The organism is Marinomonas spartinae, from assembly GCF_016461715.1.
In the GTDB taxonomy this organism is placed as follows: Bacteria; Pseudomonadota; Gammaproteobacteria; order Pseudomonadales; family Marinomonadaceae; genus Marinomonas; species Marinomonas spartinae_A.
Genome location: NZ_JAEMUI010000004.1, coordinates 15,439 through 34,980, shown reverse-complemented (window position 1 = coordinate 34,980; position 19,542 = coordinate 15,439). Strand labels below are relative to the sequence as shown.

Here is a 19,542-nt window from a genome sequence, read left to right as displayed (position 1 = left end):
TCCTTTGAGTATAGAGCAATCAGAGTCAAGACTATGGAGTTAAGGTGGAAGGTAATAGGAGACGAGCTAATAAGGAGCTGTTATAGAGATGCTTCTATATAACGGCTCCTTGAGACGGTGAGCGTCTAGCGCCCTAAAATAGATTTAAGATAGCCCGCACCGAGCTGCTGCATTTGTTGCTCTACCCAATTGACCCTGTCGCGAAGATACGGCGTTAAATGGTTAGGATTGCGTTCACGAGGGTCGGGTAATAGCACCGCCAACCGTGCGGCTTCATCTTTGGTTAGCTTACTTGCAGACTTGCCAAAATAGTGCTGGCTAGCCGCTTCAATACCATAAATGCCTTTACCAAATTCCGCTATGTTTAAGTACACCTCTAAGATACGCTTTCTGCCCCAAATGGCCTCAAGACTGACGGCTAATATGGCTCCGAGGCCTTTACGAATAAAACTGCGCGCAGGCCATAAGAAAAGGTTCTTTGCCGTTTGCTGGGTGATGGTACTGGCGCCACGCAGACCGTCACCATCGTCATATTGGCTGATGGCATGACCAATGGCGGTAAAATCAATGCCAAAATGATATGGAAACCGTTGATCTTCTGAGGCAACGAAAGCGAGCGGCACGTAGGGTGGCAGCTTATCGATGTTTATCCACTGTTGAGTCACTGGATAAGGACTTTGTAGCATAAAGGATGTGGTCGGTGGCGGCACAAACCGAAAGACCAATAAAACGAGAAGCAGAACCAGATAAAAACGCCATACAACAAACCATACTTTACCTAAAATACTACGTTTACGCTTTGCCATTCATTGTCTCTTATCAGCTTGGATGAGGCCCATGTTGAGCAAGAGTATAAACAAAAAAGTTATCCATCTCCTGTCATTTTGCTAAGAGGGCGCTCAACGAAAGCGACAAGCGGCAAGCTGGCAGCTTAGATGTTTATGATTCCTTTACATTTTGTCGTCTTTAATTCTGAAGTCTGATTCCTGTAGTATGCGCTCACTAACGATATATCTTCTTTAAACCAATATCCCGCCTTACATCTGCGTAATAAGGAACCATCAAAATGGCTGACTTCAAAACTCATGTGACTGTGGCTGCCATACTCAGTGCGCCACTCGCCGCAAGCGCCTTTATTATGGGATTTGCGACTATGAGTGACGCTATTCTGTATGCCTTAGCTGGAACACTTGGCGGGATGTTGCCTGATATCGATTCCGATGAGTCCATTGCCATTCGGATCGTCTTTCGCTTGCTTGGCGCCTTGGTCGCAGGACTTACCGTTGTTCTATGTGTGAACCAGTTGCCCCATTGGCAAGTGCTGGCTTTAGCGCTAGTCGGCTACCTAGTGGTACGCTTCCCGATACAGTGGGGGTTTGAACAACTCACCATTCACCGAGGAACACTACACAGCTTGCTAGCCAACCTGATGTTTACCGTGATCTCGGTCGTAATCTCGTTTCATGTCTTCGATCTGAGTGCGAAAACCGCATGGGGCGTAGGAGTATTTATCTTCTTAGGGGCGACCATACACCTCATTCTCGACGAACTATACAGCATTGAATTGTCTGGAATGCGCGTTAAGCGCTCCTTTGGTAGCGCTCTGAAACTCACAGACTGGAGCGAACCTTGGACATCGCTTTTGCTCGTTCTCTGTTGTGCTTTGGGGTACTGGCTAAGTCCCAATCCAGATGTATGGCATAAGACGTTTACTTGGTTGCCTACGTTTGCTTAATAACATCACAGGGCTATCTTTAATGTGTTGCTCTTCTTGGCGATAGACTCAATGGCTATCTCAAAATCCAAATTGGTTAGCATATAAATAATTGTGTATTTCATCTATTCTGTGTTCTTATCAAAACATGATTCACAATAATAAAAATAGGAATACATCATGAATGCTAGACAGAACGTGTGGTTTACTGGGTTGATGACTGCTGAAATACTCATTGCCATTGCTTTGACAATGCCGCTCACTCTGACCGATAGTATGCCAACGCTTGCCAGCCTAATATTGGTTTGGCTACTCGCCGCCATTGCTATGTTTTCCACGTTTAACGCCCTAAAAAAAGGGCGCCAACAACATCAGGCTCTGTTGTTGGTTGCTGACAGACTGGCGAAACATATGCCTGATCACCCTCAATTTACCTTGCCTGCGGAGGTCGACGATTTCCTACTTTGGGTCGACCAAGCTATTCAGGAACTGACGCAACCGAAACAGGAAGAACGGCATGTCACAACAGCGAATACAGCACCACAGAGTAAACTTGACGCGCTACTTCAGATTGTTAATAAACAAGAGCAAGATTTGTCTGATATTCTCAAGCACCGCCAGCATAGCGCGCCGCTTATTCAAGGGGTGGCAGCCAATACTGAAATTATCACGCAAAAGGTTGGTGTCTTGGTGAGCGATGCCAATCAAGGACAGCACAATTTGCAATTGGCGGAAGGTGTCTTGAAAGAACTGACTCAGCAAGTGTCCTCTACAGCCGATGTAATCAATCTGCTTTCTAACAACTCGGAACAAATTTCCTCTGTGCTGGACGTCATTCGTAGTATTGCCGACCAAACCAACTTGTTAGCTCTTAATGCAGCCATTGAAGCCGCCCGTGCGGGCGAACAAGGTCGAGGCTTTGCTGTGGTTGCCGATGAAGTGCGTAACCTTGCCAGCAAAACCCAACAATCCACTCACGACATTCAAGTCATGATAGAAAGCCTGCAAAAGGGTGTTTCAGAAGCCGTGAACAACATTGATGGTAGTGTCCACTCCGTGCAGGATACCGTTGAGCTAACCAACAAAGCGGGTGAATCTCTGGCCGAAATCTGCACCGAAGTGAATGAAATTAACCGACTGGTTAATGAAAATTCCACTAAGCAAATCAATATTGGCAAATTGGCGGTGGAAGTGAACGAACGATTACAACACCTCAATGAACGAACCCTAGAAGCAAAAGCCCTCTCAACACAGCTTCAAGAAACCATTGTTTAGTAAAGGCAGAGGCTTAATAAACAAAGAGGCGAACGAATCCGTCTCTTGTTGTATGCCTGTTATCCTGCTATTAAGAAGCCGTCTAATCATTTAGACTGGCGATATTTCTGGAAAGCAAAGGGATGTAAAGGACATGAAGTTCATTTTTGTGATTGCTGTGTTAACTTTGATCGTTGGTTGCAACGACCCCGATGCCTCTGCCGACAGTGGTTTGGAGTTTGAGCAGCACACTATTGAGGTAGATGGAGAAAGCGTTGTTATTAATACAACTAAAGGATCAGAATTAACGGATGAAGATTTAAAAGAAATGTTCTCAAGTGAAGATATGAAGGCATTTCTAAAGGATGAACCAGTAGAGTAAAGCGCGAATTCTACTCCTTTAATGATGGAAAATAAGGAGTCATGGCTTGCTATACTCTTTATTCGTAGCGCACGTTTTTAAAAAATAGTGACGATACAGCTGATAGAAGCGTGAGACATGCAGTGGTTTCTCCCCCTTATATTGATGTAAAAAATAAAAGTGCCAATCCTTGCCGCGACATTCGGGGAGTACCCTTTGTAAACCGCCGTCTTGCAAATGCTTTTGCACTAAAAATTCGGGCAGCAGGGCTATTCCCATGTCCAGTAATGTCGCTTCAAGTCCTGTGGCTAGGCTATTTATTTTGACACAGTGGTCAAGAGAGATCATTTGTTTATTATCGAGGTGGTTATCAAACACCTCGATTTTGGGTCTATGCCATGCCGTCGCTATGAATTTGTGTTGTGCGAGTTCTTCTAAGTTTTTGGGGAAGCCGTATTGGGCCGTGTAGCGCGGTGAGGCACAGAATATCTCTGATACGGTGCTGACCGATAAAGCGCGATAGTCACAGTCTTTAATATCCCCACCAAAAATGGCGGCGTCGAGTTGATGTTCTATCAGATCTTGCCATTTGGCGGTCACCACAATCTCAGGGGTGATCAGCGGAAACTCGAGACACAATTGCCGGATGGCAGGCATCACAACTTCTTTTTCGGAAAAAGGCGGAACGGACACTTTAAAGAGCCCGCTAGGTTGCTCCTTAATTTGGTTTAATTCCGTGAAGGCCATATTAAGCTGCTCATCTAATAACTCACTGCGAGCGAGCAAGGTTTCCCCCGCTGCGGTTAGCAAGACGCCTCGTGTGCTGCGTATTAGAAGTTGCTGACCAATGGCCTCCTCTAAACGTTTGATTTGTTGACTAATGGCCGACTTGCTAATGCCTAGCTTTTTAGCGGCGGCAGTATAGGAACGTTTGGAGGCGACTTCCGCAAAGGTGAGAGCTTTATGTTGTTCATTTATATAAACACTATGTTAATTATATCGATATTGTTAAATAAACAACACAATCTTAAGCTAAGTCAACCTATTCACTTGTCTTAAGGAGACAGAAACATGACTAGCTTTGTGATTGTCGATTCAACAGTAATTGATCAAGATAAATTGGCAGAGTACAGCGCTCAAGCAAAGGCCACTATAGAGCCCTATGGCGGCCGATTTATCGCCAAGGGAGAAGCAGAAATACTGCATGGGGAATCCGAACATAGTAAAAAAGCCATTATTGAATTCCCCGATAAAGAAAGTGCTAGAAACTGGTACAACAGCGACGCCTATCAAGCATTAGCGCCGCTTCGTGAAGCTGGTATTCGCAGTACTTTCCAGCTGTTATAGTCGTCAGTAATGACCGCAAGAGAGATAACTTTCTGAAATAGGGGTAATTGTCACCTGGAGCCAATTACCCCCTAATTTAGCGTCAATGAGATTAAGCCGCTTGCTGGGTTAGCGCACTACGACGCAGCTGCAGGATGATCAATAAAATCAAAAAGCCCACCGCTAAGCAGAATGGAAACAGCACCGTGGTAATGGAGTAGGCTTGCAGCGCCACCACCGAGCAAACATTACGTAAAATCATGATAATGAAAAAAATTCGGCTTTCTTCAAAGGGACGATAGTAGGCCTTGCGAAAGGTAGGTCCAAAGCCGATCATATCGATAGTGGTCAGAATGACCACCGTCCATAATGGATCATTGGTAATGTACCACAGTGGTAGTGAAGCCAAGGCCACGATCAAAAAGCTCCAATCCAATTTGCTGATAGTGGCATCGCCGCGTTTGGTATAGGCCAATATGGCAATCAGAATCGTTACAACCCCTGATAACCCAATAGGCCATGCTCCTATGCCGCCCTCGGCTTCCAGTTGGGCAAAGAAAACAGTGGTAGTGGTAATACCCCAAATCACCCACGAAAACACATGGGGCTTCACTAGGCCTCGTAAGATCAACACAATGTAAGGCACAAATCCAATAATCGCTAATACAATGGCGATGCCACTAAAAATAAGCTTGATATTGAATTCCATGTGTCCTCTCTACACTTACGATCATAGTAAAACTCGATTCTACCGACTTCGTTCTAAAACAGACGGACAAAATACGTCAGATTTGCACCAAAATAGGTCGTTTAAGGTGAATCGCTCAGATATCCATAGTACTCGATAAAATGCTCCCAACAACCCAGTCCGCTGTAGGGTTGAGAATCAAGCCGACAATCGAGATTCTCAACGCTATTGAGATACACTACAATCCGAGCATCCCCATTATTAAACCAACGATAAAAGGCGAATAACCACATGAGCCCATTAGACATGGAAGCGGAGCGTACCCTAGTGGGAAAAGGTGTGTTGTTATGTTTAGCCGCGATGTTGGTATTCGCCTCACAAGATGCCGTGACGAAAATCCTCGTGCAGGAGATGTCGGTGGCGCAAGTGGTACTTGTGCGCTATTGGGTGTTTGCATTGTTTGCGATCATTTGGGTGTCACGTCACAGCACGGTTCGTCATGCATTACGTTCGGTGCGCCCTAAGTTGCAGGTGTTACGTTCCTTATTGTCCATTGCTGAGATTGCGATTTTCAATTTGGCATTGCGTTATCTTGGCTTAGCAGAAGCGCATTCCCTGATGGCGGTGTTTCCATTAATGGCAATTGCCTTGGCGGCACCCATCTTAGGGGAACGGGTAAGTCTGAAATGTTGGTTGGCGGTGTGCGTCGGTTTTATCGGAACACTGATTATTTTACGACCCGGGCTGGAAGTCTTTAAACCTGAGTCGCTGATACCTTTAACTGCTGCTTTGTGTTTTGCTGGTTATCATGTGGTGACCCGTCAGGTGAGTTCCGCTGGGGATGGTTTTAATACCAACATACTCTATATGGCCTTGGTCGGTTGTGTGTGTGCAACGGTTTTTGGTGTGACGGTATGGCGTGAGCCAAGCATGCAGGAATGGATTCTATTGGCCGTGATCTCTATTATGAGTGTTGCTGCACAGCTTTTACTAGTGAAAGCCCTAGAGTATGCCCCCGCCTCGATACTACAACCTTTCAATTACAGCTTATTAGTGTTTGCCACCATTATTGGCTTCTTAGTGTTTAGAGAACTGCCAGACAGATGGACCATTGTGGGAGCAGGCATTGTTATTGCCAGTGGCTTATATGTGATCTACTTACAGCATAAACGCGAGTAGATTTTTAATCTGATACAGAACTACTGATTAATCATTCTCCTGAAACCATTGCACGATCAAATCGAAGACTTTGCGAATGCGAGGGTTGGTGTGCAGCTCACGGTGTGTGACAAGCCATAAAGGCACAGTGATGGGGCAGCCAAAGTGTTCAAAGGCACGGACGAAGCTAGGTTCTTTGTCACCTATGGATTGCGGAAATAATCCCAAGCCTAATCCCTTTTTGACCAGTTCCCATTGTAATCCTTGAAACGGCGTCACGATGGGGAAGTGATGCTCTGTCAGTGGCCAGCCCAACACATTCAAGCGACGGATCAGCTCACCCTCTCTCTCAAAACCAATGATTTCAACCGCTCCAAGGTCGTTTGGTTGTTTGGGGGAGCCATAGTGCGCGATTGTCTCAGGTAAGCCGTAAAACCAAATGGGTTCGTCAATCAAACGACGTGCGGTCAAATCCAGCTCGGTTGGTTGAAAGCTTCGGATGGCGATGTCGGCGTCTCGGCGCTTGAGGTCACTGACTTTGTTGTTTACATGAATAGTGAGTCGAATGGTGGGAGCGTGTTCTCTTAAAAAGGCAGTGATCGATGGCAGTCGAAACAGCGCATCTATTTCGCTGACCGAAATGCTGACTTCCCCCTCTAAATTAGATGATAACCCTGATACGGCCAAACTCACCTGTTGCGCGGCCATGCCCATGGGCGCTGCGAAATCCAGTAAATGTTGTCCTGCTTCGGTGAGCACTAACCCCGTGCTAAGGCGTTCAAATAGGGTGACCTTGAGGGTACTTTCAAGGTTATAAATCTGTCGGCTCAAGGTGGGTTGAGTCACGCCAATGTGCTTGGCGGCTTGAGAAAAAGAGCCTTCTCGCGCAGCGACAAGAAAGGCTTTAAGGGCATTCCAATCTAATTGCTCGTATTGATTTGCCATACAAATACGCATATCCGTTCTTTAATTTTTGGTAATTTTAACAGCATATCGACCTAGCTAGACTTTATCCATACAAAAACGAACAGGTGGATAAAATGACGGTAACCAAACACATTGCCATTATTGGTGGCTCGGGCAAGCTGGGAAGATACATGATCGAAGAAGCACTCTTGCTAGGTTACCAAGTAACCGCAGTGTGTCGCCCACAAAGTGTCAAAAAACTGGAGCCATGGAAAGATACAATTCACATAGTACCCGCGTACACGGATGACCGAGAAGTATTGGGGGTTTTATTGCCCAATGTTGATGCCATATTAACCGTATTGGCACCTTGGGGCATTAAAGGCTACGCAACGAATACCGCCAAGGCTGTGCTGGATTTCGCCCCAGCCAATGCACGTTTGATCTTCTCATGTGGTTGGCACATTAGCCGTGATGGCAAAGATCAGTACTCCTTCAAGCTAAAATGTTTCGTCGCCATCTTTGATAAATTGGCGCGCTGGCTACGCATCGCCGACATTGCCGATCAAGTACGCGCGACTAATGCCATATTTGCCTCAAAGCCCCCTTGGACCGTCGTGCGCGGCTGTGATTTAGAAGAAGGCGATAGCGAAGGAATGCCTATTTGGGCAGAACATGTAGGAGATGAACGCATTGCACATAACCGAGTGCGTCGCGTCGACTTTGCTAAATTTATGGTCACTGCTATCGAGAAAGACGAACTGATACAAACTGCACCAGCGATTGCGAGTTGTATTAGAGGTTATAAAATGAGTCAGATCACTTAAAAATAACGCTAATGTAAATTACAACCTCATTTAGTGTTTAAGGGATCTGACCCTGAGGTATCCCCACAAAATCTCAATATAGATCAAAAAGTTAGTACAAGAAGGGAACGTTCATAGCCCTTGGTGATCAATTATTTCGCCAAAAACAAACTTTCACTGAGAGCTATGAGCGCAACCGCTATATTGAACAAAATCCTCCCCATTGTCAGCCCTAACATGCATAAATCTCGGCTTAAAGCCTTATCCGCTTGTGTGCTTAGCCTTGCCGAAGGGAGTTTTTGCTCTGTCACCAACATTGGCAGAGGAATTCGATCAAAGGCCTTTGAGAAGCATCGAATTAAACGTTCAGACAGGCTGTTATCCAATCATTCATTACGCCAAGAGGCCCTGACAATATATGCCTCAATGTGTCAAATATTTATCCCTCAAAAACAGCCAATCATAAGTGTCGATTGGTCAGATCTTGATGCTCGTGGAGAACATTTTTTAATTCGTGCGACAACCGCTTTTGAAGGTCGTCCTATTACGCTCTATGAAGAAGTACACGACAGGCTCACGAAAGAAAAATCAAAGACACATAAGTATTTTTTGAAAAGGCTGAAAGCCCTAATACCAGACACGGCAAAGCCCGTTATTGTTACCGATGCAGGTTTTAAGACACCTTGGCTGGATGCCGTCGCTGATTTGGGGTGGGACTATGTAGGACGAGTGCGTAAGCCACGAAAATACTATGATCAAAAGAAGCAATCGTGGCGTTGCATCTCGACACTTTATCCTAAAGCAAGCTCTCGCCCAAAAAGAATATCACTGATTCATCGCCAAACGAACCCAATCACTAACAAGTTTGTGCTCTATAAAAGTCAGCCAAAAGGGCGTCATTCAACGAATCAAAAAGGCAAAATTAGAACCTCGAAAACGTCTCTCACAGCAGCGAGAGGTGCTAAAGATCCGTGGTTATTGGTATCTTCTCTTCCTGTGAATCGACATTTTTCTAAGCGTTGTGTCAACGCATACAAAACTCGGATGCAAATAGAAGAAGGTTTTCGGGATATGAAAAGCTGTCGTTTTGGTTTGGGATTTGAGCAGAACAATACTCGCAAAATGGATCGGTTGAAAAACCTTATTTTACTGACCACATTGGCGTCGATGATACTCATTCTTATAGGAAGTGTTGTTGCTTCGATAGGCTATTCCTACCGATTTCAAAGCAACAGCACGCGAAGTCGCCGAGTTCTGTCTTACTTTTATTTAGGAAAGCGAGCGATCCATACAGACTTAAATATCCCCCAAGCAGACTGGAATACGACAGTTTGCAGATCAACTTGGGGTCTTGGAATGCTAATTAAATTTGTGGGGATACCTCAGCATCTGACCCCAATTGCTCGGATAGGCTAAATAAATTATTTATTCGGGTCTCGGTAGATACTTATCCGTTAGCATTTTTAGTCGCTCCTTAATCTGTGGCCATTCATGATCAAGGATAGAAAAATAAACCATATCTCTAGCTCTACCTGAAGTTGCAATCAAATGCTTCCTAAATGTTCCCTCTTCAATTGCTCCTAACCGCAATAGTGCATTACGTGATTTCTCATTTAAAACCTCGGTCTTAAAAACAATTCGCTGTACGCCTAAACTTTCAAATGCATAGGTAAGTAGAAGCGATTTTGTTTCAGTATTAGCGCCCGTTCGCTGATGTGATGGCGACAACCATGTTGCTCCAATCTCGAGTCTGCGATTTTGTGGTGATATGTCCATATATCGTGTAGTGCCAATTATTTTTTCATCTGCAATACTGACGATGACAAAAGGTAACGCTTCACCAGCCTGAAATTGGTTGAGTGCTTTAGCTACGTAAAGATGCATTTCTTCTTGTGAGGATATAGGTGCAGGTTGTAAATGCCACAGTTCAGGAGCTACCCCGACTAAGCTAAGTGCCTCCACATGCTCAAGTTTCATCGGTTCTAAGCGTATAATTTTACCAGTGAGAGTAATTTGCTGAACTTTCAATTTTACACCTATCGATCATGGAAGGAATCTGATCCCCTAAGACTTGACGAGGCTTAATGCGCCTCGTCCCAGTTGTTACCAACCCCAGCCTCAACAAGCAAAGGTACGTCGATTTGGCTGCTGTTCTGCATAATATCGACGATTTTCTCTTTCCTTGCGTCGAGGTCGGTGGTCTGTAGCCAGTAGTGCAAGTTGATCACGATGTATTTGATAATAATTTGGCACTTATATCTAGCCCAATTATTTTGGTATTGCGAAGAGTGAACGACTGATACATAATTAATCCCAACATGGCTCCTTCCAATGAGGCTACTTGAGGCTGATTTGCTTAGGAGTTTTTTATGCTTAAAAAAGCTTTCTAGCAGACTATTTTGGTTATTTTACACCCTCCCTGAATGTTCTTTATCACGGACTGTTTGTTGTCGGTTGCGATGCGTTAGCGTCAGTACTAAAATTGACCATGTAGAAGGGCTTAACATATGACTCATTACTGGATTGTTCATATGTTCTCGCGCTACCAATGATTCGCCAGTGACATCGTTGATGGTTAGACTAAACATTGTTTAGTCACCCTGATCCCAAAGAGCTAAAGGGCTGCCACGAACTATCATTTTTCATTATAAAAAAGAGCATTTGTCGTGCTCTTTTTTTATGTCTGTTCTATATCATTGCGATGACTGTCCCTGGGTGGGATTTTCTATCGTAGGCGCTTACAATGCCGTAAAAGGTTCTGAGAACATGTCTCAATGTGTTTATAACATTGCACAAAGCTAGCGAGTGTTTTAGTATTGCAATTAACACGGCCCCTGCCTCTTGGCTCTTCGGAGTTTACGCGGGGGTTTTTTGTGTCCACCATTCTTGCCAGTTTTCTGGTGCGCCCATGTCTTTAATCGAGCAGGTTTTCTCTGATTTTAGTTCAGGAAAGCCCTCTAGCATCTGCTTTAGTCTGGTATGCCAGTGAGTATTTGGACAAATCACTAAAATAAGGTGTCTTACAATCGCGATAAGTAGAAATGGCTTAGCGATCAAGTCTTGCTTTCCAATAAAGTTGTCGCACCATTTGATCTGACCAAGGTTCGGTAGTTTAGGCTGATCAATGATGTTGCGGTTCCAAAGCCTGCTGTGATGAGCAACAATATTCCTCAAGTAGTTTAGTGACCTTAGCCAACTGGCGAATACAGAGAAATCTTGTACTCCATATTTCTGAGCAATTTGTGTCTGATCTTTAGTTTGCATCATAGAAAAAAGCTGAGACATAGCGCCAAAATCCCAAATTTCGATCGCTATCCATATTGGTAGGTCTTCGCCTGGGTACCGTCTATGGAAGTGTTTTACGAAGTCTTCTTTAGAGCGTTTTAGTAATCCCGAGTACTTCTCTTGCCATGTCTCAAAGGCAGGTTTACCACGAAACTTTTTATTGGCAAATGTGGGGTGAAAGCGCGTTTTGTCTCGATATGCAAAAGCATCTTTAGTGCCAAGTAAGTAGGCCATATCGACCCTAAGCGCGATTTCGATTCTTTCTAGTGCATCGGTGAGGCTCAAACGCAAAGATTTATCAAATAGATATAGATTTACGACATCTAAAAAGTGGGTGTTTGGATGAAATTCATCTTGCGCTTTCAGAATGAGTTTATTGTTCTGTTTATTCGTCTCTAATTGGAAGGTGCGAAATGGGTACCAATATGCACTTAATCGATAATAGCCAATTCGCTCTAGGTATGAGCGAGCCTGATTAGGCTCGCCAATTTTCATTCCACGAACTTTGAGCAATTGCAGTTGCTCTTCAAAGGATTTCCAAGGTTTTTGGTATTTCATAAAGCATCCTTGCTTTTAAATGTTATTTTTAATGCGCCTCGTCCCAGTTATCCCCAACTCCCGCTTCGACAAGTAATGGCACATCAATCTGACTACTATTCTGCATGATGTCGACGATTTTTTCTTTGGCGGCGTCGAGGTCTTTTTCAGCCACTTCGAAGATGAGTTCATCGTGTACTTGCATGATCATTTTCACGTCTAGGTCGGTATCGGCGAGCCAGTCGTGCATCTTGATCATGGCGCGTTTGATGATGTCGGCGGCGGAGCCTTGCATCGGGGCGTTGATCGCGGTGCGTTCGGCGGCTTGGCGCATCATGGCGTTTTTCGCTTTGATGTCTGGCAGGTACAAGCGGCGGCCGTAGATGGTTTCCACGTAGCCTTTTTCTTTCGCGCCTTCGCGGGTGTTTTCCATGTATTGCTGTACGCCTGGGTAACGTTCGAAGTAGCGTTTTATGTATTTGCCTGCTTCTGGGCGACCAATACCCAGTTGTTTCGCTAGACCAAAGGCGGACATGCCGTAGATCAATCCAAAGTTGATGGCTTTGGCGCGGCGGCGTTGTTCAGTGGTGACTTCTTCTAAGCTAACGTCGAAGACTTCCGAGGCGGTAGCTTTGTGCACGTCGGCGTCTTTGGCGAAGGCATCTAATAGCCCTTTATCTTGGGACAAGTGGGCCATGATGCGCAGTTCGATTTGCGAGTAATCGGCGGCGACCAGTTTGTAACCTTTCGGTGCCACAAAGGCTTGGCGAATGCGACGACCTTCGGTAGTACGAATGGGGATGTTCTGCAAGTTCGGATCAGTTGATGACAAACGGCCTGTCGCGGTGACGGCTTGGTGGTAAGAGGTATGAATGCGGCCCGTTTTCTGGAGCATCTCTGGCAATTTGTCGGTATAAGTGGATTTCAACTTAGACAGACTGCGGTGTTCCATGATCAAACGCGGCAATTCGTACTCTTGCGCTAGTTCTTGCAAGATCGGCTCCGCTGTGGATGGCTGGCCTTTGGGGGTTTTCTTGATAACGGGCAAGCCTTGTTTTTCGAACAGGATCACTTGTAGTTGTTTCGGCGAGCTAAGGTTAAAGCTTTCGCCCGCTTCTTCGTGGGCTTTGATCTCGATCTCTTGCAGTTTGCCGGCGATCTCACCACTTTGGATATGCAAAAGCTCTGGGTCGATTAAGGCGCCAGTTTGTTCCATTTTCGCCAAGACGGGAATCAATGGGCATTCGATGTCTTTAAAAATGCTGACCAATTCGGGTGTGGTTTCGATTTTTGGCCAAATGGCTTGATGCAAGCGCAAGGTGATGTCAGCGTCTTCAGCGGCGTAGAAAGCGGCTACTTCTAAATCGATTTGGTTGAAGGTTTTTTGTTTCGCGCCTTTGCCGGCGATGTCTTCAAAGCTGACGTTGGTGTGGCCGAGGAACTTGCTGGCAAGGGTGTCCATGTCATGACGGGAACTCACGGAGTTGTAGACGTAGGATTCCAACATGGTGTCGTAAGCGATGCCGCGTAAGGTGATGCCATAGTTATTGAGGACGTTGGCGTCGTATTTTAGGTGTTGGCCGACTTTGGCTTGGCTGTCGTCTTCGAGCCAAGGTTTGAGTTGTTCTAACACCCAATCGCGATCCAGTTGTTCGGGGGCGCCTTCGTAGTCGTGGGCGACGGGAACGTAAGCGGCTTCGCCCGCTTCTACTGAAAAAGACAAGCCCACCAGTTCGGCGGCCATGTAGTTCAGCGAGGTGGTTTCGGTGTCGAAGGCAACCAGTTCGGCGGTTTGGATTTTCTTTAGCCAAACGGCAAAGGTCTCTTTATCCAATACCGTGGTGTAGTTGGCTTCGAGGTCGGACTTAACGGGTGTGTCCACTTGGCCGTCTTTTTGTTCAGAAGAAATATTACCAACCGTATCGCTGGCGGTTTCGACGCTCGGCGCTTTGTCCAGATCAGATAGCCAGGTTTTGAATTCCAGCTTGGTATACCACTCGCGCAGTTTTTCTTTGTCCGTTTCGCCATTTTTCAGGTCTTGCGGATCAAAGGGCAGTTCCACGTCGCATTTGATGGTCGCCAGAGTGTAAGACAGCTCCGCCATTTCTTTGTTGTCTTCCATCTTTTTCGCCATGGTTTTGGAGCCACGGAAGCCCAAAGCGGCAATCTCGTCTAAGCGGTTGTAGATGTCTTTGATGCTGCCTAACCCTTGTAGCAAGGCTAGGGCGGTTTTTTCTCCAACCCCTGGTACGCCAGGGATATTATCGACTTTGTCGCCCATCAGTGCGAGGTAATCGATGATAAGTTCAGGTGGAATGCCGAATTTGTCTTTGACGCCTTGGATGTCCATGACGGTATTGTTCATAGTGTTCACTAGGGTGACTTTTTCGGTGACCAGCTGGGCCATGTCTTTATCCCCCGTGGAAACAACAACCTCACGGCCTTGCTCGCCCACTTGCTTGGCAATGGTGCCGATGACGTCGTCGGCTTCGACGCCATCAATAATGACGAGTGGCAAGCCCATGGCTTCCACCATACGGTGAATGGGCTCGATTTGCGGGCGAAGGTCATCAGGCATGGGCGGACGGTGTGCTTTGTAGTCGCTGTAGATCTCGTCGCGGAAGGTTTTGCCCTTGGCATCAAAGATGATCACCATGGGGGAATCAGGGTAGGTTTTGATAAGGCTGCGGATCATGCTGATTACACCGCGGGTGGCGTTGGTCGGATGACCATCGCTGGTATGCATCGGTGGAATCGCGTGGAATGCTCGATAAAGGTAGGATGAACCGTCTACCAAAACCATAGGTGGTGTGTTTGTTTTAGAATCCGTAGCCAAAATAGAACCTCTTTGTGAATCGGCAAATATGAGGTCTATTCTAAGCGGTTGAGATGATTTTTACAGTCCAAACTGGAATTAAGTGCTTTAGCTAGGCCGTGTCTTGGGTGAGACACAATCTAAGAGAGCGTGTTATTGTAAATAATGGCCTGATTTCGACCGTTATTTTTGGCGTAGTAGAGGGCTTTATCGGCTTGTTCAAGTAAATCCATAAAGTGTTCACAGGAGTGAATTTCGGATTGACCTACACTAACGGTTAATTTTCCGACCGTTTTATAGGGCAGGTTACTCAGGGCGACCTGGAACATGGAGCCAATATTGGAGGCAGACTGCTTCTTTGGGTTCACCATGATGACGATAAACTCTTCTCCACCCCAACGAGCAATGGCGTGTTTTTCAAAATAGATGGAGCGCATTCTGGACGCGACTTCGATTAGAACTTTGTCGCCAGTCGTATGCCCGTAGCGGTCATTGATGCTTTTAAAATGATCCACATCGATCAGTATCACACAGATTTGATCGTTTTTTGTGAGTTGTTCCAGCCAATGTTGTAATCCGCGACGGTTGAATACGTCGGTTAAAAAATCACGATCGGCTTCTGCTTCCGAGCGTCGTAAATTAAAGGTAATTTCATCCATATGATGACGGATGCCACTTTGATAAGGGTAGATGACATAGAGTATCAAGCAGGCAGGGCCAAACAATGAAACGAGTTCGTAGCCCCGTTCGGTATGCAGTTCAGCCGGATGGTAAATAAGGTAATGAAACGTCGGGATGGCGATCACTGACCATGAGAGCACGACGTATTTTTTTTGTTTTCTTGGTAGCATCATTAATCCTAGAATTAACAAGGATAAGGTAATGCCGGATGTTGGGGGAAGCCTTTCTATTAACAGCCATTTGCCTTGCCATGCCATGACAATAAAATAAAGACTCGGTGGAACAAAGGACATTATCACTAGGGCAATGAAGGCTCTAACCGTATTTTTGAAGTGTGCCCTAGGGTTGACATAAAAATAGATCAATAGCGCTAGGCAGGACAACATAATGAGCCGCGGAGCGATGGTATCGAATAGGTATTTAGAAGGAAAATAAAAAAAGAAAACGTTATAGAATAGACAGCACACAAGGGAGGCTCCAAGAACCCTATATAAAGCGGCGATGGCTAGTTTGCTTTCCTCTGCTTTTAGTCTCAAAGGGTGACTCCGAGTGTTGCTTATTGAATTGGATAAAAAAGACCGTGTTTATATGGACTGATTTGATTAATTGACACTTCTGCTTCCTGTTTTCACCTAATCTATAGTGAGCGTTAACCTTTAGCTTTGCTTCTTTATGGTGTCTTTATTGACGCCGTCCTCTTGATTTTGTTCATAAGGTTGTCTCTTTAGTATAAGAAGGTTCTATTGGAATTGCTATTTTGTTTGGGCTAAGCCGCTCTAGCCCGTTTAGTCGCTAAACCTGAAAAGTAAGTTTAGATGCCAAATCGACAAATTGCTCAGATAAGAAAAATTTTTTAGGCAAACGACAGAATTACATAGAACAAATTGACCTTTTGATGCTTATTGTGGAGCATAGGCGTGTTGAGACCTTTGCTCTGTAACCGTGTTGGTAAAAACGGGGCGAACAATGGATTTGAGCAACGTATTCATCGAGTCGGACATGGCTCTAATAGGATAAAAAGGTCTCTTTATGATGTTCTTCGACTTCTTTTTAACGATTTATAGGTAGAAACTTGGCTGTTTACACTTCCCTCTCGGACTCTGACATGCGCGGCCTTGTGGCTGATTATTATTTAGGTGAACTGGTTTCCTTTAAAGGAATTGCTGGTGGTGTAGAAAACACCAATTACTTTCTTACAACCACCACAGGAAAGTATGTGGTGACTTTGTTTGAAGAGTTCGAATTTGAAGAGGTGCCGTATTTCTTGAATGTGGTGGCGCATTTAAAGCATAAAGGCTTTAACGTACCAGCGGCATTGATCGATATTCATGGGGAACGTTTGCGTGTGGTGAAGGGGCGCCCCACTATTATTGTTGATTGCTTCCCCGGGAGTGAATTAAAAGAAACGGATGTGGATTCGTGCCGCTTGATGGGGGCGGCGTTGGCCAAGCTGCATGTGGCCGGAGAAGATTTTGCCGAGCATCGTGAAAGTCATCGTGGTATCAACTGGTGGCGCGAAACGAGCAAAGCCATTGAACATGAGTTAGAGCCTGAACAAGCCACGCTGTTGATGGCGCAAGTGGCGGAGTTTGACGTGTTTATTGCTCAGCATGACCATTTACCGAAGACGACCATTCACGGCGACCTTTTCTACAACAACACATTATTTGAGAATGGGCAGTTATCCGCGATTATTGATTTTTATAATGCCTGCTATGCTTGGACCATGTACGATTTTGCGATTGTAGTGAATGATTGGTGTTCTGACATGGCTACCGGTGAGCTGGATATGGAAAAGTATCGCTCATTAGTGAACGCTTACATACATGAGCGAGAGCCGAGTGCTGAGGAGATTGCCGCTTGGCCTTATATGCTACGCATTGCCGCATTGCGTTTCTGGTTATCTCGTTTGGAAGCTTGGCATAAGGCAAAGCATGATCCTGAACGCTTGGCTCAGCAACACGATCCGCGCGAATTTCAACGTATTTTAGAGGCGCGAGTGCGCTATGCACCTGCCTTGATGGAGTAGTAACCTTGTCTTCATTGTCGGTGTTGCGCGGTATAGTGCTTGTTTTAGGGACGCTGTTAGGGGCGAGTCAGGCACTGGCTCATCCCCATATCTGGGTGGATTCTCAATATCAAATCACGGTGGATACTCCAACGATCCAAACGTTTAACGCGACCTGGTCAATGGATGCGTTTACCTCTGTTAGTTTGCTGGAAAACTACGATACGAATGGCGATGGTCAGTTAACGGGTGAGGAGCGCCAGGAGTTATTAAAAGGCTTGCAGAACCTTAAGAAAAACGACTATTTTGTCCATCTCAAAGTGAACAAAAAAGACGTGAAGCCAAAAGAAGTAAAGATCACTGATTTTGGTTTTAAGAATAAGCTGCTCTGGGTGAATCTCAAAGTGACGTTAAAGACGCCAGTGAATCTCAATCAGTCCACCTTGAGTATCGCTTTTGGTGATCCAGAATATTACTTTGCCATGGTGCCGTTGGAAGAAGGATTACTGCGTCTTTCTGGCAAATTGGCAGAGAGTTGTACGCCCATTAGTCACGATGGCAAAGAGCGAGGCATTGAGACTTGGGTGGATTTAACCTGTGAACCGTCGCAGTAACATTCTATACGATCATCCTATTGTACGTTGTCTGAAGGGCTTGTCTTGATGTTAGAACATTTCCAATGGTTGCCTTTTCTGGTCGCAATCACACTGCTGACCTTAAGTCCTGGTGTGGATACGATTTTGGTGATGCGTAATGCCGCATCCGGGGGTTGGCGTTTAGGATTTTTGACAAGCTTAGGTATTTGTATGGGATTGTTTGCCCATGCGACGGTATCTGCATTGGGGTTGTCGGTCATTCTACTGGGGTCGGCTGAGCTGTTTACCGTCTTTAAACTGCTTGGCGCAGCTTATCTTGTGTACTTGGGGGTACAAGCCATCCGCAGTGCGTTGGCTCCGAAGGGCATGACGTTTAAGGAAGTAAAATCCCCTAGAGCTCTGACGCGCTGGGGATGTTTTCGCCAAGGCATTCTGTCGAATGTATTGAATCCGAAACCGATTATTTTTTACATGGCATTTTTGCCGCAATTTATTGACCCGGCTCATTCAGCCTTGGTTCAATCGCTTTTTATGGCCTCCCTTCACTTTATCATAGCGATGGTGTGGCAAACGTTTCTCGCGCTTATGGTTCATCGAGCGCGAGTGTGGCTGGCGCGACCAAAAGTGGCGCAAGTCTTGGATAGTCTAACGGGAGTATTGCTGTTGGGCTTTGGTGTGAAACTCGCATTGTTTCAAAGGTGATCCCTTTCTAAGCAATGCCGATCTTGGACAACTCTCTTGATAAGCTTATTAATTACGACTTGGATTAAATTCTTTTTCCTGTTTGCTCCCTTTTTTGTGCTGTCTATGTTTCTCGCGTTAACGCGAGGTGAGTCTGCGGCCTCACGACGACAAGTGGCTAATAAGGCACTGATTGCCTCATTAGTCATTGCTATGGTGCTGCTATTTTTTGGTGGGGCGTTATTTAATGTACTAGGCATTACTTTGGATGCATTCCGCATTGGCTCCGGTGTGTTGCTATTTTTGTCCGCTTTAAGCTTGGTCAAAGATGGCACACGTAACCACGCCGTGGGCATGCCGAGTGAAGAGCGTGACGATGTATCAGTCGTTCCTTTGGCAGTGCCTATTATTATTGGTCCGGCCACCATCGGTACTATTTTGGTATACGGTGCTGAACTCCATGGTTGGCAATTAGTCATGGGGATCATGGGGTTGCTGCTCGCCCTCTTATCTTTGGCGGTGATTTTGTATTCTGGCTCGTTAATCGAAAAGATGCTTGGGCGAACAGGATTAAATGTCTTGTCTAAAATTACGGGCTTGATTCTGGCGGCAATGGCATCGCAAATTTTAATGAGTGGCGTGATGGGCTTTTTGCATCCGGCTTAACCGTCAGTATTATTGTGCCTCCTAGGGCCTGTTTTACAGCGAAAAGTCATTTTTTGAAAC

General features: G+C 45.6%; 20 protein-coding genes. 11 read left to right on the top strand and 9 right to left on the bottom strand.

What is annotated here, in order from left to right; genetic code table 11:
• Positions 1-125: 125 nt before the first annotated feature.
• Positions 126-806 carry a monofunctional biosynthetic peptidoglycan transglycosylase gene (gene mtgA, locus JHD45_RS05505; RefSeq protein WP_199475509.1) on the bottom strand — a complete coding sequence of 227 codons (681 nt, stop codon included), beginning with the start codon at positions 804-806 and terminating at the stop codon, positions 126-128.
• A 260-nt stretch (positions 807-1,066) separates the two neighbouring features.
• Between mtgA and JHD45_RS05500 the strand changes: the two genes are divergently transcribed.
• From JHD45_RS05500 to JHD45_RS05490, 3 genes are all read left to right on the top strand, one after another.
• Positions 1,067-1,735, top strand: coding sequence for a metal-dependent hydrolase (locus JHD45_RS05500; protein ID WP_199475508.1), 669 nt, complete (start codon positions 1,067-1,069; stop codon positions 1,733-1,735).
• Between the two features lie 159 nt (positions 1,736-1,894).
• Entirely contained in the window at positions 1,895-2,989 is a 1,095-nt protein-coding gene (locus tag JHD45_RS22495) for a methyl-accepting chemotaxis protein (protein ID WP_199475507.1), read from the top strand.
• Positions 2,990-3,122: 133 nt separating this feature from the next.
• Positions 3,123-3,350, top strand: a complete 228-nt coding sequence (locus tag JHD45_RS05490; protein WP_199475506.1) for a hypothetical protein — start codon at positions 3,123-3,125, stop codon at positions 3,348-3,350.
• 39 nt (positions 3,351-3,389) lie between these two features.
• Here JHD45_RS05490 and JHD45_RS05485 read toward each other — a convergent pair whose 3' ends face one another.
• Positions 3,390-4,226, bottom strand: a complete 837-nt coding sequence (locus JHD45_RS05485) for a LysR family transcriptional regulator (RefSeq protein WP_325097263.1) — start codon at positions 4,224-4,226, stop codon at positions 3,390-3,392.
• Positions 4,227-4,400: 174 nt separating this feature from the next.
• On the opposite strand from JHD45_RS05485, the gene JHD45_RS05480 reads away from it, so the two are divergent.
• On the top strand, positions 4,401-4,676 hold the full coding sequence (locus JHD45_RS05480) for a DUF1330 domain-containing protein (protein ID WP_199475505.1): 276 nt from the start codon (positions 4,401-4,403) through the stop codon (positions 4,674-4,676).
• 91 nt (positions 4,677-4,767) lie between these two features.
• Here JHD45_RS05480 and JHD45_RS05475 read toward each other — a convergent pair whose 3' ends face one another.
• A complete protein-coding gene (locus JHD45_RS05475) occupies positions 4,768-5,364 on the bottom strand; it encodes a hypothetical protein (RefSeq protein ID WP_199475504.1) in 597 nt (198 codons plus the stop codon).
• A 270-nt stretch (positions 5,365-5,634) separates the two neighbouring features.
• On the opposite strand from JHD45_RS05475, the gene JHD45_RS05470 reads away from it, so the two are divergent.
• A complete protein-coding gene (locus JHD45_RS05470; protein ID WP_199475503.1) occupies positions 5,635-6,522 on the top strand; it encodes a DMT family transporter in 888 nt (295 codons plus the stop codon).
• A gap of 27 nt (positions 6,523-6,549) precedes the next feature.
• Here JHD45_RS05470 and JHD45_RS05465 read toward each other — a convergent pair whose 3' ends face one another.
• The gene (locus JHD45_RS05465) at positions 6,550-7,446 is read right to left on the bottom strand and encodes a LysR family transcriptional regulator (protein WP_199475502.1); all 897 of its coding nucleotides are present in this window, start codon (positions 7,444-7,446) and stop codon (positions 6,550-6,552) included.
• A gap of 95 nt (positions 7,447-7,541) precedes the next feature.
• Here JHD45_RS05465 and JHD45_RS05460 point away from each other — a divergent pair, with 95 nt between their 5' ends.
• A complete protein-coding gene (locus JHD45_RS05460; protein ID WP_199475501.1) occupies positions 7,542-8,234 on the top strand; it encodes an NAD(P)H-binding protein in 693 nt (230 codons plus the stop codon).
• A 165-nt stretch (positions 8,235-8,399) separates the two neighbouring features.
• Positions 8,400-9,629: an IS4 family transposase gene (locus tag JHD45_RS05455; protein WP_199475500.1), complete on the top strand. Its 1,230-nt coding sequence runs from the start codon at positions 8,400-8,402 to the stop codon at positions 9,627-9,629.
• A gap of 9 nt (positions 9,630-9,638) precedes the next feature.
• Here JHD45_RS05455 and JHD45_RS05450 read toward each other — a convergent pair whose 3' ends face one another.
• The 5 genes from JHD45_RS05450 to JHD45_RS05430 form a co-directional block, all read right to left on the bottom strand.
• The gene (locus JHD45_RS05450) at positions 9,639-10,241 is read right to left on the bottom strand and encodes a GNAT family N-acetyltransferase (protein WP_199475499.1); all 603 of its coding nucleotides are present in this window, start codon (positions 10,239-10,241) and stop codon (positions 9,639-9,641) included.
• 380 nt (positions 10,242-10,621) lie between these two features.
• Entirely contained in the window at positions 10,622-10,801 is a 180-nt protein-coding gene (locus JHD45_RS05445) for a hypothetical protein (RefSeq protein WP_199475498.1), read from the bottom strand.
• Between the two features lie 268 nt (positions 10,802-11,069).
• On the bottom strand, positions 11,070-12,056 hold the full coding sequence (locus tag JHD45_RS05440; protein WP_199475497.1) for an Abi family protein: 987 nt from the start codon (positions 12,054-12,056) through the stop codon (positions 11,070-11,072).
• A gap of 28 nt (positions 12,057-12,084) precedes the next feature.
• Complete coding sequence (gene polA, locus JHD45_RS05435; RefSeq protein ID WP_199475719.1) at positions 12,085-14,838, bottom strand: DNA polymerase I; 2,754 nt, start codon at positions 14,836-14,838, stop codon at positions 12,085-12,087.
• 152 nt (positions 14,839-14,990) lie between these two features.
• Positions 14,991-16,067 carry a GGDEF domain-containing protein gene (locus JHD45_RS05430; protein WP_199475496.1) on the bottom strand — a complete coding sequence of 359 codons (1,077 nt, stop codon included), beginning with the start codon at positions 16,065-16,067 and terminating at the stop codon, positions 14,991-14,993.
• 536 nt (positions 16,068-16,603) lie between these two features.
• Between JHD45_RS05430 and JHD45_RS05425 the strand changes: the two genes are divergently transcribed.
• Genes JHD45_RS05425 through JHD45_RS05410 form a run of 4 tightly spaced genes read left to right on the top strand, consistent with a single transcriptional unit; the run spans position 16,604 to position 19,482 of the window.
• Positions 16,604-17,560: a homoserine kinase gene (locus tag JHD45_RS05425; protein WP_199475495.1), complete on the top strand. Its 957-nt coding sequence runs from the start codon at positions 16,604-16,606 to the stop codon at positions 17,558-17,560.
• Positions 17,561-17,565: 5 nt separating this feature from the next.
• Positions 17,566-18,153: a DUF1007 family protein gene (locus tag JHD45_RS05420; protein ID WP_199475494.1), complete on the top strand. Its 588-nt coding sequence runs from the start codon at positions 17,566-17,568 to the stop codon at positions 18,151-18,153.
• A 48-nt stretch (positions 18,154-18,201) separates the two neighbouring features.
• The gene (locus JHD45_RS05415; RefSeq protein WP_199475493.1) at positions 18,202-18,837 is read left to right on the top strand and encodes a LysE family translocator; all 636 of its coding nucleotides are present in this window, start codon (positions 18,202-18,204) and stop codon (positions 18,835-18,837) included.
• Between the two features lie 39 nt (positions 18,838-18,876).
• Positions 18,877-19,482 (top strand): MarC family protein, encoded by a 606-nt coding sequence (locus tag JHD45_RS05410; RefSeq protein WP_199475718.1) that lies wholly within the window; start codon positions 18,877-18,879, stop codon positions 19,480-19,482.
• Positions 19,483-19,542: the final 60 nt, after the last annotated feature.

Excerpts from the sequence above, each read along its gene's own strand:
- JHD45_RS05465 (WP_199475502.1), bottom strand. The coding sequence starts at position 7,446 with ATGGCAAATCAATACGAGCAATTAGATTGGAATGCCCTTAAAGCCTTT.
- JHD45_RS22495 (WP_199475507.1), top strand. The coding sequence starts at position 1,895 with ATGAATGCTAGACAGAACGTGTGGTTTACTGGGTTGATGACTGCTGAA.
- JHD45_RS05460 (WP_199475501.1), top strand. The coding sequence starts at position 7,542 with ATGACGGTAACCAAACACATTGCCATTATTGGTGGCTCGGGCAAGCTG.
- JHD45_RS05440 (WP_199475497.1), bottom strand. The coding sequence starts at position 12,056 with ATGAAATACCAAAAACCTTGGAAATCCTTTGAAGAGCAACTGCAATTG.
- mtgA (WP_199475509.1), bottom strand. The coding sequence starts at position 806 with ATGGCAAAGCGTAAACGTAGTATTTTAGGTAAAGTATGGTTTGTTGTA.
- JHD45_RS05480 (WP_199475505.1), top strand. The coding sequence starts at position 4,401 with ATGACTAGCTTTGTGATTGTCGATTCAACAGTAATTGATCAAGATAAA.
- JHD45_RS05455 (WP_199475500.1), top strand. The coding sequence starts at position 8,400 with ATGAGCGCAACCGCTATATTGAACAAAATCCTCCCCATTGTCAGCCCT.
- JHD45_RS05415 (WP_199475493.1), top strand. The coding sequence starts at position 18,202 with ATGTTAGAACATTTCCAATGGTTGCCTTTTCTGGTCGCAATCACACTG.
- JHD45_RS05445 (WP_199475498.1), bottom strand. The coding sequence starts at position 10,801 with ATGTTTAGTCTAACCATCAACGATGTCACTGGCGAATCATTGGTAGCG.
- JHD45_RS05475 (WP_199475504.1), bottom strand. The coding sequence starts at position 5,364 with ATGGAATTCAATATCAAGCTTATTTTTAGTGGCATCGCCATTGTATTA.
- JHD45_RS05500 (WP_199475508.1), top strand. The coding sequence starts at position 1,067 with ATGGCTGACTTCAAAACTCATGTGACTGTGGCTGCCATACTCAGTGCG.
- polA (WP_199475719.1), bottom strand. The coding sequence starts at position 14,838 with ATGGTTTTGGTAGACGGTTCATCCTACCTTTATCGAGCATTCCACGCG.
- JHD45_RS05470 (WP_199475503.1), top strand. The coding sequence starts at position 5,635 with ATGAGCCCATTAGACATGGAAGCGGAGCGTACCCTAGTGGGAAAAGGT.
- JHD45_RS05490 (WP_199475506.1), top strand. The coding sequence starts at position 3,123 with ATGAAGTTCATTTTTGTGATTGCTGTGTTAACTTTGATCGTTGGTTGC.